The 13,509-nt window shown below is 60.6% G+C and carries 12 protein-coding genes; 5 read left to right on the top strand and 7 right to left on the bottom strand.

Features of this window, described 5'->3' with window-relative positions:
- Positions 1–7 precede the first annotated feature (7 nt).
- On the top strand, positions 8–1,339 hold the full coding sequence (xseA, locus tag ABWV89_RS04845; protein WP_502903131.1) for an exodeoxyribonuclease VII large subunit: 1,332 nt from the start codon (positions 8–10) through the stop codon (positions 1,337–1,339).
- Positions 1,340–1,464: 125 nt separating this feature from the next.
- Complete coding sequence (locus ABWV89_RS04840) at positions 1,465–2,046, top strand: superoxide dismutase (RefSeq protein WP_353394808.1); 582 nt, start codon at positions 1,465–1,467, stop codon at positions 2,044–2,046.
- 85 nt (positions 2,047–2,131) lie between these two features.
- On the opposite strand, the gene ABWV89_RS04835 is transcribed toward ABWV89_RS04840, so the two are convergent.
- On the bottom strand, positions 2,132–2,599 hold the full coding sequence (locus ABWV89_RS04835; RefSeq protein WP_502903130.1) for a DUF192 domain-containing protein: 468 nt from the start codon (positions 2,597–2,599) through the stop codon (positions 2,132–2,134).
- A 248-nt stretch (positions 2,600–2,847) separates the two neighbouring features.
- On the opposite strand from ABWV89_RS04835, the gene icd reads away from it, so the two are divergent.
- From icd to clpA, 3 genes are all read left to right on the top strand, one after another.
- The gene (gene icd / locus ABWV89_RS04830; protein WP_353394806.1) at positions 2,848–4,101 is read left to right on the top strand and encodes an NADP-dependent isocitrate dehydrogenase; all 1,254 of its coding nucleotides are present in this window, start codon (positions 2,848–2,850) and stop codon (positions 4,099–4,101) included.
- A gap of 232 nt (positions 4,102–4,333) precedes the next feature.
- Complete coding sequence (gene clpS, locus ABWV89_RS04825; RefSeq protein ID WP_353394804.1) at positions 4,334–4,690, top strand: ATP-dependent Clp protease adapter ClpS; 357 nt, start codon at positions 4,334–4,336, stop codon at positions 4,688–4,690.
- Positions 4,691–4,792: 102 nt separating this feature from the next.
- A complete protein-coding gene (gene clpA / locus ABWV89_RS04820; protein WP_353394802.1) occupies positions 4,793–7,129 on the top strand; it encodes an ATP-dependent Clp protease ATP-binding subunit ClpA in 2,337 nt (778 codons plus the stop codon).
- A gap of 107 nt (positions 7,130–7,236) precedes the next feature.
- Here the strand turns inward: clpA and ABWV89_RS04815 are convergent, their stop codons facing one another.
- From ABWV89_RS04815 to ABWV89_RS04790, 6 genes are all read right to left on the bottom strand, one after another.
- Positions 7,237–8,001: an SGNH/GDSL hydrolase family protein gene (locus ABWV89_RS04815; protein ID WP_353394799.1), complete on the bottom strand. Its 765-nt coding sequence runs from the start codon at positions 7,999–8,001 to the stop codon at positions 7,237–7,239.
- A 77-nt stretch (positions 8,002–8,078) separates the two neighbouring features.
- Positions 8,079–8,540, bottom strand: a complete 462-nt coding sequence (locus ABWV89_RS04810; RefSeq protein WP_353395174.1) for an EVE domain-containing protein — start codon at positions 8,538–8,540, stop codon at positions 8,079–8,081.
- A gap of 80 nt (positions 8,541–8,620) precedes the next feature.
- Entirely contained in the window at positions 8,621–9,895 is a 1,275-nt protein-coding gene (locus ABWV89_RS04805) for an amidohydrolase family protein (protein ID WP_353394796.1), read from the bottom strand.
- The gene (locus ABWV89_RS04800) at positions 9,895–10,809 is read right to left on the bottom strand and encodes an ABC transporter permease (protein WP_353394793.1); all 915 of its coding nucleotides are present in this window, start codon (positions 10,807–10,809) and stop codon (positions 9,895–9,897) included. Before ABWV89_RS04800 ends, ABWV89_RS04805 begins: the two co-directional genes overlap by 1 nt.
- 25 nt (positions 10,810–10,834) lie before the next feature.
- A complete protein-coding gene (locus ABWV89_RS04795) occupies positions 10,835–11,896 on the bottom strand; it encodes an ABC transporter permease (RefSeq protein WP_353394790.1) in 1,062 nt (353 codons plus the stop codon).
- Positions 11,886–13,430: an ABC transporter ATP-binding protein gene (locus ABWV89_RS04790; RefSeq protein ID WP_353394788.1), complete on the bottom strand. Its 1,545-nt coding sequence runs from the start codon at positions 13,428–13,430 to the stop codon at positions 11,886–11,888. Before ABWV89_RS04790 ends, ABWV89_RS04795 begins: the two co-directional genes overlap by 11 nt.
- Positions 13,431–13,509: the final 79 nt, after the last annotated feature.

The raw sequence follows: 13,509 nt of genomic DNA, 5'->3' as shown, positions 1-13,509 counted from the left end.
TGTGGACATGTTTGGCCCGGAGAGCCGCGTGAATGATGAATTTTTGAACGAAGCGCCTGTATCGACGAGGCGTGTGTGGGGAGTTGGCCCGCTGTTGCGCGCCATCGCTGATGCTCTGTCCGCGCGCTTCAATCCGGTGGTGGTGCGTGGGGAAATTTCCGGCTTTGCCCGAGCTGCCAGTGGCCACTGCTATTTCTCCCTCAAGGATGAGGGCGGGCAGCTGCGCTGCGCGATGTTCCGGCGGTCGGCGACCGGTCTGCAGTTCTCTCCTCGGGAAGGTCAGATGGTCGAGGCGGTCGGCCGCCTGGATGTCTATGGTGCGCGAGGCGACCTCCAGTTGATCGTCGAGAGTCTTGAACAGGCAGGTCAGGGTGCACTGTACGAACAATTCCTGCGTCTCAAGGCCAAACTGGAAGGAGAGGGGCTGTTCGATGCAGCACGCAAGCGTGACCTGCCAGTCCGCCCCCGTTCGATCGCGTTGGTTACTTCGGCTGGCGCGGCCGCCTTGCGCGATGTGGCAACGGCGCTCCGTCGGCGTGCACCCCATGTGCCGGTGATGCTCTTTCCCGCTGCTGTTCAGGGGCAGTCCGCCCCACGTGAGATCTGTGCTGCCCTCGACAAGGCATACAGGCGGTACCTGGACAGCGGGGAAGGGGACGTGCTGCTCCTCGTCCGGGGAGGTGGGTCACTGGAGGACTTGTGGTCCTTCAACGATGAGCAGGTGGTGAGGACCATTGCTCGCTCGCCCATGCCTGTGCTGTGTGGTGTCGGCCATGAGACCGACTTCACCCTGTCGGACTTTGTCGCTGATGTCAGGGCACCCACGCCAACGGCTGCGGCAGAGATGGCTTCACCCACGCGGCTGGAGGAGATGGATCGACTGGAAGCTTTGAGCGAGCAGTTGCAGGCGGCAGTCTGGGGGCAGCTGGACATGCGCGCGCAGCGGCTAGATCAGCTCGGCATGAGGCTGGGCAAGCCGTCATCCAGGGTGCATGAAGCCCAGCGCAGGCTGGCTGACCTTTCGCATGGGTTGCAACAGTCTGTTGCAGTATCGCTGGAACGGGACAGGGCCCGGTTGGCCCAGATGGGGCAGCGAATGCCAAAGGCTGTGGGCTGGTTGATGGAACGCCAGGCTGCGCGCCTTGATCGGCTGGGCGGCGCGCTGAAGCATCTGGACCCCCAGCTGGTGCTTGCCCGCGGGTTTTCCTACCTGACCGACAGTGAAGGGCAGACCATTACCAGCGTGGTGGGGGTGACCGAAGAGCAGTCGGTGACGGCGCGACTCTCGGATGGTGTGCTGGACCTCGGCGTGAAGAAGATTCACCGGGATAAACCCTGATCCCTACTTTGGCTTTCAGCTTTTCTACAATGCGTTGTTTTGGCGTGAGCGCTTTGTCCTGAGGACGAGGGCCGTTTCGCCGATGATTCTGATCCTGACAACTTCAAACCAAGAGGAATCCCCACATGGAACACACCTTGCCCGCGCTGCCTTACGGCCTGGACGATCTCGCCCCTCACTACAGCCGTGAGACCCTCGAATTCCACCATGGCAAGCACCACAACGCCTATGTGGTCAACCTCAACAACCTGCAAAAGGGTACTGAGTTTGAAAGCATGGACCTGGAGTCCATCATCAAGAAGTCCAGCGGCGGCGTCTACAACAACGCTGCCCAGATCTGGAATCACGCCTTCTTCTGGAGCTGCATGAAGCCCAATGGCGGCGGCGCTCCATCCGGCGCGCTGGCCGACGCCATCAATGCCAAGTGGGGCAGCTATGACGCCTTCAAGGAAGCCTTCACCAAGAGCGCTGTGGGCAACTTTGGTTCAGGTTGGACCTGGCTGGTCAAGAAGGCCGATGGCAGCGTTGACATCGTCAACACCGGCCCTGCCGGCACGCCGCTGACGACCGATGACAAGGCGCTGCTGACCGTCGATGTGTGGGAGCACGCTTACTACATCGATTACCGCAATGCGCGTCCAAAGTTTGTGGAGACATTCCTCGACAAGCTCGTGAACTGGTCTTTTGCAGAAAAGAACTTTGCCTGACCAGGGCGGGGCCGCGATGCCCCGCAAGAGAAAAAAGCGACCGCATGGTCGCTTTTTTCTTGGTGGACTCAGGGGGGACCGGGTCTTACTGCTTGGTATTGAAGGGCGGGCCTTGCAATCGGGTGTCAGGTCCAAACTTGCGCTTTTCAAACCAGCCCTGGTTCATTTCCAGCACAAAGCGGACAGGCTTGTCCGAGCAATGCTGGGCTTCGCTCATGGGGCTCATTTTCGCCAGGTTGACGATGGTGCCATCGTCTGCCACAAAGGCTGCCGTCAGCGGTATGCGGGTATTGCGCATCCAGAAGCACTGCACGCTGGCTCTTGGAAACACGAACAGCATGCCTTCCTGATCCGGCATGCTGTCTCGATACATCAGGCCGGTCATGACCTGCTCATGGGTTGAGGCCACTTGCGCATGAATGCGGTACATGCCTGCGCGCAGCTCCACCCGGGGAAGGTCCGTCTGGGGTGTTTGCTGGGCATGAACCGATGTGGTCAGCAGGGCGACTGCGCAGGCAGCGGCCATCAAGGCGGACGTCGTGTTCGTTCGCATTGGTTGGGGTTGACGCATTCTCATGGCGGGATGTTAGCTTGAGAAGAATGGGTTCGTGAGCAGACCGCTGCGGCATATCAGCTATTTCCGCTTGTCACCTGAGGGATGACAGTGCGCGTCAGGCTTCGTACAGTCAGACAGGCTAAAATGTACGTTTGTGCATCATATGAAATGATGTTTCAGCCAGTGCAGCGGCTGATCCCGCCATTGCACGCCATCACAACAGCTCTTACCGGAGACCCGCTTCCATGTACAAGCACATCAAGGTGCCCACCGAAGGCCAGAAGATTACCGTCAACGCTGACATGTCGCTCACCGTTCCTGACGAGCCGATCGTTCCCTACATCGAGGGCGATGGCACGGGCATGGACATCACTCCGGTGATGCTCAAGGTGGTGGACGCTGCTGTGGCCAAGGCCTATGGTGGCAAGAAGAAGATCCACTGGATGGAGGTTTTCGCGGGTGAGAAGTCGACCCAGGTCTATGGCCCGGACGTGTGGCTGCCTGAGGAAACGCTTGAAGCCCTCAAAGAGTACGTTGTGTCCATCAAGGGCCCACTGACCACGCCTGTTGGCGGCGGTATCCGTTCGCTGAACGTGGCGCTGCGTCAGGAGCTGGATCTGTATGTGTGTCTGCGCCCCGTGCAGTATTTCGAAGGCGTGCCTTCTCCTGTGAAAGAGCCGCAGAAGACCAACATGGTGATCTTCCGCGAGAACTCCGAAGACATTTATGCCGGCATCGAGTACCAGTCGCAAGGCGAGCAGGCCAAGAAGCTGATCAAATTCCTGCAGGACGAGATGGGCGTGACCAAGATCCGCTTCCCGGAAACCTCCGGCATTGGTATCAAGCCTGTGTCCGTCGAGGGGACAGAGCGTCTGGTGCGCAAGGCCATCCAGTACGCCATCGACAATGACAAGCCAAGCGTGACGCTGGTCCACAAGGGCAACATCATGAAGTTCACCGAGGGTGGTTTCCGTGACTGGGGTTACGCGCTGGCTCAAAAAGAGTTTGGTGCCGAGCCTATCGACGGTGGCCCATGGTGCAAATTCAAGAACCCCAAGACGGGCAATGAGATCGTGGTCAAGGACGTCATCGCCGATGCATTCCTGCAGCAGATCCTGACCCGTCCTGCCGAGTATTCGGTGGTGGCGACGCTGAACCTCAACGGCGACTACATCTCTGACGCGCTGGCAGCACAGGTGGGTGGTATCGGCATCGCTCCTGGCGCCAACCTGTCCGACTCTGTTGCCTGTTTCGAGGCCACGCACGGCACGGCACCCAAATATGCTGGCAAAGATTATGTGAACCCTGGTTCCGAGATCCTGTCCGCCGAAATGATGCTTCGCCACATGGGTTGGACGGAAGCTGCGGACCTGATCATCTCCTCCATGGAAAAGTCGATCCAGAGCAAGCAGGTCACCTATGATTTCGCGCGTCTGATGGACGGTGCGACGCAGGTGTCCTGCTCCGGCTTTGGCCAGGTCATGATCGACAACATGTGACTGGTCTGACCCGTACCATCTGTTGGCGGAAACAACTTTCCGCCAACAGATGAGAAATACGTCAAGAAACCGCTGACTGGCTGGCCAGTTTGGCGGTTTTTTGTTTGGCGGGAGGTGCAGAATGTTTCCATGTCTGCGGTTCATGCATCTTGGCCAGCCAGTCGCCCCCACCGATGGGCGGGACATCGGAACACTGCGCCTGTGTTCCTTCACGCGCCGCTAGAATCTTCCTATGGCCACGCAAAAACCCAAGAAGCCGGAGTTGCCGGCTGCGCCTCCCGGCACCAGCTCCGACGACTCCATGGTTGTCGAGCGGCTCACGCAGCGCGTCAAGCCGCCCCAGATGTACCAGGTGGTGTTGCTAAACGACGACTTCACTCCGATGGAGTTCGTGGTGCAAGTCATCCAGGAGTTTTTCGGGAAGGACCGCGAAACGGCGACGCAGATCATGCTGAAAATTCACCTCGAGGGCAAAGGGATTTGTGGTGTTTACACAAGAGACGTGGCCCATACGAAGGTGGAACAGGTCTTGCAAGCTTCGAGGCATGCAGGACATCCCTTGCAATGTTTGAGTGAACCCGTTGAATAAAGCGAGATCAACCCAATCTGAGCCCCATTGTTCTCCCACCGAACGGCTCGAAACTGGTTTAGGCTTGAAACCTGAAACCTATCGCCATCAAAGGATTTGTCCATGATTGCCCAGGAACTAGAAGTCAGCTTGCACATGGCCTTCGTCGAGGCCCGTCAGCAGCGACACGAATTCATTACTGTTGAGCACTTGCTCCTGGCCCTGCTGGACAACCCCAGCGCGGCAGAGGTCCTGCGTGCGTGTTCCGCCAACATCGACGATCTGCGCAAGTCCCTGACGAATTTCATCAAGGACAACACGCCCCAGGTGGCTGGCACAGAAGAGGTGGACACGCAGCCTACGCTGGGTTTCCAGCGCGTGATCCAGCGAGCCATCATGCATGTGCAGTCCACCGGCAACGGCAAGAAAGAGGTCACGGGCGCCAATGTGCTGGTGGCCATCTTTGGCGAAAAGGACTCGCACGCCGTGTACTACCTGCATCAGCAAGGCGTGACGCGCCTCGATGTGGTGAACTTCATTGCCCATGGCATCCGCAAGAACGAACCTCAGGAACCTGCGAAGGGCAACGAGAGTGCGATCGAAAACGAGGAAGCTGGTGAGGTCAAGAGCAACGAAAAGGCTTCACCGCTCGAGCAGTTCACCCAGAACCTGAATCAGGCTGCCAAGGAAGGCAAGATCGATCCGCTGATCGGCCGCGATTACGAGGTCGAGCGTGTGATTCAGGTCTTGTGCCGTCGCCGCAAGAACAACCCGCTGCTGGTGGGCGAGGCTGGCGTGGGCAAGACAGCCATTGCAGAAGGTCTTGCATGGCGAATCACGCAGGAAGACGTGCCTGAAGTGTTGGCTGAGTCGACCGTGTATTCGCTCGACATGGGGGCGCTGCTGGCAGGCACCAAGTACCGTGGTGATTTTGAACAGCGCCTCAAGGCCGTTCTGAAATCCCTGCGGGAGAAGCCGCACGCGGTGCTCTTCATCGACGAAATCCATACCCTCATTGGTGCGGGTGCGGCTTCGGGCGGCACACTGGACGCATCCAACCTGCTCAAGCCAGCGCTGTCCAGCGGACAGCTCAAATGCATCGGGGCCACCACGTTCACCGAATACCGCGGCATCTTTGAAAAGGATGCGGCCTTGTCTCGCCGTTTCCAGAAGGTGGATGTGGTCGAGCCAACGGTGGAGCAGACCGTGGACATCCTCAAGGGCCTGAAGTCCCGCTTCGAGGAGCACCACAACGTTCGCTACGCCCAAGCAGCGCTGCAGGCGGCGGCTGAGCTGTCTGCCAAGTACATCAACGACCGTCACCTGCCAGACAAGGCCATCGACGTGATCGACGAAGCAGGTGCTGCGCAACGTGTTTTGGCGCCGTCCAAGCGCAAGAAGACGATCGGCAAGAACGAGGTCGAGGAAATCGTGGCGAAAATTGCCCGCATTCCGCCTGCCAACGTTTCCAATGACGACCGCAGCAAGCTGCAAACGCTTGAGCGCGATCTCAAGAGCGTGGTGTTTGGCCAGGACAAGGCTCTGGAGGTGCTGTCCTCTGCCGTCAAGATGGCACGCTCTGGACTGGGCAAGGCAGACAAACCGATTGGTTCTTTCCTGTTCAGCGGCCCCACGGGCGTTGGCAAGACCGAAGCGGCTCGTCAGCTGGCCTATATCCTGGGCATCGACCTGATCCGCTTTGACATGTCGGAGTACATGGAGCGCCATGCGGTCAGTCGCCTGATTGGTGCGCCTCCGGGCTACGTGGGCTTCGACCAGGGTGGTTTGCTGACTGAAGCTGTGACCAAGAAGCCGCACTGTGTGCTGCTGCTCGACGAGATCGAGAAAGCGCATCCGGACATCTTCAACGTGCTGCTGCAGGTCATGGACCACGGAACCCTGACGGACAACAACGGACGCAAGGCCGACTTCCGCAACGTCATCATCATCATGACGACGAACGCGGGTGCCGAGACCATGAACAAGGCGACCATTGGCTTTACCAACCCGCGCGAGTCGGGCGACGAGATGGCCGATATCAAGCGTCTGTTCACGCCTGAGTTCCGCAACCGCCTGGATGCCATTGTCAGCTTCCGTGCGCTGGACGAGAAGATCATTCTGCGCGTCGTGGACAAATTCCTGTTGCAGCTCGAGGGACAGCTGGGAGAGAAGAAGGTGGAAGTGACTTTCACCGACGCTCTGCGCAAGCACCTGGCCAAGAAGGGTTTCGACCCGCTCATGGGGGCTCGGCCGATGCAGCGCCTGATCCAGGACATGATTCGCCGTGCCCTGGCAGACGAACTGCTCTTCGGGCGGCTGACCGATGGTGGGCGCCTGACAGTCGACCTGGAAAGCAAGAAGGGCGAGGATGGCAAGGAAACCGAAGAGGTGACCCTGGATATTCAGCCTTTGCCTGGCAAGAAGGACAAGGCCAAGCCCGAAGAGGCGCCTGCAGGTTGACCTGCCTGATCCTTGGCAGGATCGATCCATCCAACAAAAAACCCGGCCTTTTCAGGTCGGGTTTTTTGTTTTGCCGGGCTGAGCAGTCCGGCATAGCCCGCGCGGGGTCATTCGCGCCAGGACAGCACCGCGTTGGAGAATTTGTTGGCGATCTTGGTTTCGCCAAGCGGGTTGGGGTGGACGCCGTCGTAGTTGTCCCCAACCGAATAGCCCGCTGCCTGATTGACCACCACGATGGGCGAGCGCGATTGCTGGCGTGACGAGGCGACACCGTCCAGCGCGTTGTTGAAGGCGGTCACATTGCTCTTGCTGTTCGGAATGATCTTGGCCAGAACAATGTGGACATCGGGGTTGGCACTTCGAATGGTGTCGATCAGTGCTCCGATTTCGCTTGCGGCACTGCCTGCATCCTGGCCACGAATGATGTCGTTGGAGCCCAGGTGAATCAACACAATGTCCGGTCTGGCGGCGGCCACACGTGAGGCGGCAAGTCCTGTGACTTCCTGGGTGTTGTAGTCCCAGTAGCCTTCGTGGTTCTGGTCGAAGTCGGCATTGGGTGCCGAGGCCGAGCCGGAATTGCGTTTGCCGAGACGGGAGACGCCCGTTTTGCTACCCACCAGGTCCACGTTGCAGCCTGCGGCCACGAGGTTCTTGAAGAAGGAGCGACGATAACTGTTGTGCCCGGCTTCCCCTTCCGTGATGGAGTCGCCCAGCGGCATGATGCGCAGCGGTCCGTCGGTCGTGCCACAGCTGCTCACTTTGCTTGAGGAGGCCACAGATCCACTTGAGCTTTCGTCGTCACCGCCACCACCGCCACAGGCGGCTAGCAGGCAGGCAAGGGCGATAGGGGTGGCAATGTTTCTCAAGCGCATCGGTCGAGTCCTTTCTGGGGGTGTGCTTGCCCGATCAATGGAGGCAAGGTTGTGTCGGATTGGAGATTTGTGGCCGCTCAGCTGACTCTGTCAGCGAAGTAGTGCCAGTGTTCAGGCTCCACGGGGGTGATGGAGAGGCGATTGCCTTTCCTGAGGACGATCATATCTTCCAGTGCTTTTTCTTCTCGCATCCGGGTGAGAGAGACCAGCGGAATTTTGTGCGTTGCCTTGATGTCTACCAGCAGCCAACGGGGATGTTCCCTTTGGGATTTCGGGTCATGGTAGGGCGATGTCGGGTCGAACTGGGTAGGGTCCGGGTAGGCCACCGATGCGACTCTGGCCAGGCCGGCAACCCCGGGCTCCGGGCAGCTGGAATGGTAGAACAGCACGCCATCGCCGGGCTGCATGTCATCGCGCATGAAGTTGCGCGCCTGGTAGTTACGCACGCCAGTCCACGGCACGGTTGCATTCGGTGCCGCCAGGACATCGTCAATGGAGCACTCGTCGGGCTCGGATTTCATCAGCCAGTAATTGGCCATTCGTGTCTCCGTCATGGGCGCTTGCACGGGTCCACCCGTGGTGGACGGGAGTGTTGAGGATAGCCCAGTCCGGAGACACCTCAGTCGCGCATGAAGGAAGTGGTCCCTGACCGCCCCGGGAGATGGAGCAGGGTGCTGGACGGAGCGGACTCTGCCAGCAACTGGCCATCCTTCCACACTTTCAGGCGTGTGGCCCGCAGCCGCATGGCTTCGACGGGATTCCGTGCCTGTAGCAGCACCATGGAAGCCCTGGCGCCCCGGCGAAGCCCGTAGCCGTCGAGTTGCATGACTTTGGCTGCCTGTGTGGTCACGGCTTCGAAACAGGCCAGCATGCCTGCCTGACTGGTCATCTGAGCCACATGCATGCCCATAGAGGCTACCTCCAGCATGTCGCCGCTACCCATTGAATACCAAGGGTCCATGACGCAATCATGTCCAAACGCGACGGTGATGCCAGCGGCCATCAGCTCGGGGACACGTGTCATCCCGCGCCGTTTGGGATAACTGTCATGCCGGCCTTGCAGTGTGATGTTGATCAAGGGGTTGGCCACGGCGCTTACCTGGGCTTCGGCGATGAGCGGGATCAACTTGGAGACGTAGTAGTTGTCCATGCTGTGCATGGACGTCAGGTGCGAGCCGTTGACCCTGCCCTGCATGCCCAGCCGCCGGGCTTCAAAGGCGAGGGTTTCAATGTGTCGAGACAGGGGGTCGTCGCTCTCGTCGCAGTGCATGTCGACGGGAAGGCCGCGCTCTGCCGCCAGCTCGCACAATAGCCGCACGCTCTGTGCACCCTCGGCCATGGTGCGCTCAAAGTGCGGAATGCCGCCCACCACATCGACGCCGAGGTCGAGCGCCTGCGTCAGATTGTCCAGCCCACCTGGTGCCCGCAAGACACCATCCTGTGGAAAGGCGACGAGTTGCAGATCCAGGTAGGGGGCAACGCGTCGCTTGACCTCCAGCATGGCGCGAACGGGCAAGAGGCTGGGGTCACTGGTGTCGACGTGACTGCGGATGGCCAGCAGACCTTTGGCGACCGCCCAATCGCAGTATTGCAATGCGCGGCTGACGAGCGCTTCTTCTGTGAGATGTGGTTTGAGTTCGCCCCAGAGTGCGATGCCTTCTAGCAGGGTTCCGCTCTGGTTGACCCGGGGCAGGCCATAGCTGAGCGTCGCGTCCATGTGGAAGTGTGGGTCGCAAAACGGTGGGCTGAGCAGCATGCCACCGGCATCCACCCTGTCAGCGGCCTCAGCGACCAGTTGAGACTGGATGTCGACGATGCGGCCATCCTGAACCGCGACGGACATGTTCTCCCGGCCGTCGGGCAAGGTGGCATTGTGAATGAGCAAATCGAGCATCAACGCTCTCCCTTGCGGTAGGGTTTCATGAGGGCTTGCGGATAGCTTGCGCGGCGAGCGACCAGTATCAGTGCCACGATGGACAGAAAGTAGGGCAGCGTGAGGTAGACCTGATACGGAAGCCAGGCGCTCCCGGATTGCTGAAGCCTGAGCTGCAAGGCATCAAAGAAGGCGAACAGCAATGCGCCCAGCAAGGCCTTTCCTGGGCGCCAGGAGGCGAAGACCACCAGAGCGACACAGATCCAGCCGCGGCCGTTGACCATGTTGAAATAGAACGTGTTGAACGCCGACAGGGTGAGGAACGCACCGGCAACGCCCATCAGGGCGGAGCCGACCACGATGGCACTCGTGCGCACCATCGCCACCGACACGCCTTGACCTTCCGCCGCTTGCGGGTTTTCTCCCACCATGCGCACAGCCAACCCTGCAGGCGTTCGGTAGAGAACCCAGGCTGTCACCGGTACCAGGGCGAAAGCCAGCCATGTCATGGGCGTCTGGCTGGACAAAGCGGGCAGGGCCAGCCAGTCCATGGGTGCAAACGCTTCGATGGTGGGAGGGCTGTCCACCTTCGGAAACACCATCCGGTAGGTGTACTGGCTCATGGCTGTGGCCAGCATGGTGATGCCCAGGCCAACGACGTGCTGGGAGAGCGGCAGGACCACTGTCATGAAAGCGTGCAAGAGGCCGAACACGGCGCCAGTGGTGGCGGCCGTGGCAACTCCCGCCCAGAGGCTGGCACCGTGATAGACGCTCAGCCATCCAGTCAGTGCACCGGCGACCATGATGCCTTCGATGCCAAGGTTGAGCACACCTGCTCGCTCGCACCAGAGAACGCCCAGGGTGCCCAGAATCAACGGGGTTCCGATGCGCAGCACGGCGCTCCAGAAATCGGGGCTGACAAGAAGTTCAAGCATGCTCGGTGAGTGGGCGTTCCGGAAGTCAGTGTCGCCGGACCCGGTATTGGGTCAGCCAGGATGCTGCGAGCACGGTCAGCAGCGATATCGCCACCATCACGTCGGCCAGATAGGTCGGAACGCCGATGGCGCGGCTCATGCTGTCGGCGCCGACCAGGATGCCGGCCACCCAAAGGGCGGCGAGCGGAACGGCCAGGGGATGAAGGCCTGCGAGCATGGCGATGACAATGCCCGTGTAACCGTAGCCGGGTGACATGTCCAGTGTCACGTAGCCGGTGCGGCCTGCCACCTCGATGGCGCCTGCCAGCCCGGCCACCGCACCAGAGATCATGGCGACCATCACCACCGTGCGTGTGACCGACACGCCAGCGAAGCGAGAGGCATTCGGGTTGGCACCGGCAGCACGGATGGAGAACCCCCACACCGTCCATTTGAGCAGTCCCCACAACATCAGCGATAGCCCCAGCGCCCACCACAGGCCACTGTGTGCCCGCGTTTGGGCGATCACTTTGTCCAGCTCCAGCTCGGGGTGAATTGGCGCGCTCTGCGGCCACCCCATGGCCAGAGGGTCTTTCATGGGGCCGTCGAGCAGCGCTGAGACGAGCAGCAGCACGATGAAGTTGAGCAGCAAGGTGGTGACCACTTCGTCAACGCCCAGCCGCGATTTCAGCAATGCAGGTATCAGCAGCAAAAGCGCCCCGGTCAATGCAGCGGCAATCATCATGGCGACAAACAGTGCCCAGGGCGACATCAGAAGGTCATCGCCGCCCTGCATTCCACCGACAGCGACGGCAGCCATTGCTCCGGCATACAACTGCCCCTCGGCGCCGATGTTGAACAGTCTTGCCCGAAATGCAATGGCGGCAGCCAGGCCCGTGAGTGTCAGCGGTATGGCACGTGTCAGCGTCTCACTCAAGGCGAACACGGACCCGAACGCACCCTTGAAGAGCAGGTTGTAGGTCTGCCCGACGGGAGCACCTGCCCACCAGACGAGCACGCTGGCGACAAGGAAGGTGAAAGACAGTGCTGAGAGCGGTGCGATCAGGATCGCCGCTGGAGAGGGTGACTGCCGACGTTCAAGCCGCATGCGAGACTCCGGCCATGGCCAGTCCAATGCTCTTCCTGCTCCATTCTTGCGCAGGGCGGGCCTCGGTCAGGCTGCCATGGTGCATCACGGCAATGCGGTCTCCCATGGTCATGACTTCATCCAGGTCGTCCGAGATCATCAGGACAGCGGCACCCTGATCCCGCGCCGCCATGAGCTGCTTTTGCACGTAGGCGACCGCTCCAATGTCGAGGCCCCAGGTCGGCTGGTGCGCGACGATCAATGTGGGGGTATGGCTGCCTTCAGGCATGCCTCCCATGAGCGCACGCCCGAGAATGAGCTTTTGCATGTTGCCCCCGGAAAGCGCTCTGGCGGGGGTGTCCAGTCCGGCGCCCCTGACGTCATAAGCGTTCTCGATCGCAGCGGCCTGGCGCCGTGCAGCGTTGCGGCGGATGAGCGGGCCACGGGAGAGGCGGCGGCCGAGCAGATGCTCGGAGACCGCGTTTTCCCAGACGGGAAGGTCTCCAACAATGCCGATGCCATGGCGATCTTCAGGTATGCGTGCCACCCCTTGCCCGACCAGCCAGGCAGGAGATGCACGCAACGGCTCGCCGTTGAGCATCAACGACCCTGAGTCAGGGCGGTACATACCACACAGAAGGGCGGCGAGGGCACCTTGACCGTTGCCGGATACGCCTGCCACCGCCACAATTTCGCCCTTGTGCAGGGCGAGAGAGACGTTTTGCAAGCGCTCTCTTGCACCTTGTGCTGCGCAGACATTGCGCAACTCGCAGACGATTTGCCCGACCGAGTTGGATGGCCGGCGCTGCGCCTCGGTCACGGACTCGCCCACCATCCAGTGGGTCAGCTGGGCAATGTCGGTGTCTGCCGCATTGGCCTCCGCCACCAGTCTTCCGCCACGCAGGACGGCTACCCGGTCCGAGACGCGCAACACTTCTGGCAGCTTGTGGCTGATGAAAATGATGGACAGGCCCTCGGCCACAAGCTTGGCCAGTGTCTCGAACAAGGATTCGCTCTCCTGGGGCGTGAGCACGGCGGTGGGCTCATCCAGTATGAGAATGCGGGCATCACGATACAAGGCCTTCAGGATCTCGACGCGCTGCCTTTCTCCGACACCCAGATCGGCGACGCGTGCGTCGGGGTCTACCGGCAAGCCAAAGCGGGCAGCAACGGTCAACAGTCGCTCGCGCGCGTTCTTGCGGGAAGTCCAGGGGCGCCACATGGCTTCAGTGCCCATGGTCACGTTGTCCAGCACGCTGAGGTTGTCCGCCAGCGTGAAGTGCTGGTGCACCATGCCGATACCTGCCGCCAGGGCTGCGGCAGGATGGCCGGCAGGCAAGCGTCGGCCAAAAGCCTGGATGTGTCCCTCATCCGCCAGGTAGTGACCGAAGAGAATCGATACAAGTGTCGACTTCCCGGCGCCGTTTTCTCCGAGTAGAGCCAGGATCTCCCCCTGGTGCAGGCGCAGCGAAATGCTGTCGTTGGCGAGCAGATGGCCAAACCGTTTGGTGATGCCATCGAGCACGAGGACGGGCGGACTTTCCTCGTCTGTCATGGCGGGGTCGGGACAGGTCGCTGGTTGGGGCAGCATGACAAAAGCTGCGAGCGGAGTGGCCACTTCAAGCCACCCTGAC

This window comes from Hydrogenophaga sp. 5NK40-0174, from assembly GCF_040372165.1.
Taxonomy (GTDB): Bacteria; Pseudomonadota; Gammaproteobacteria; order Burkholderiales; family Burkholderiaceae_C; genus Hydrogenophaga.
The sequence above is the reverse complement of the archived record's forward strand: the minus strand, read 5'-3'. Positions and strand labels throughout refer to the sequence as shown.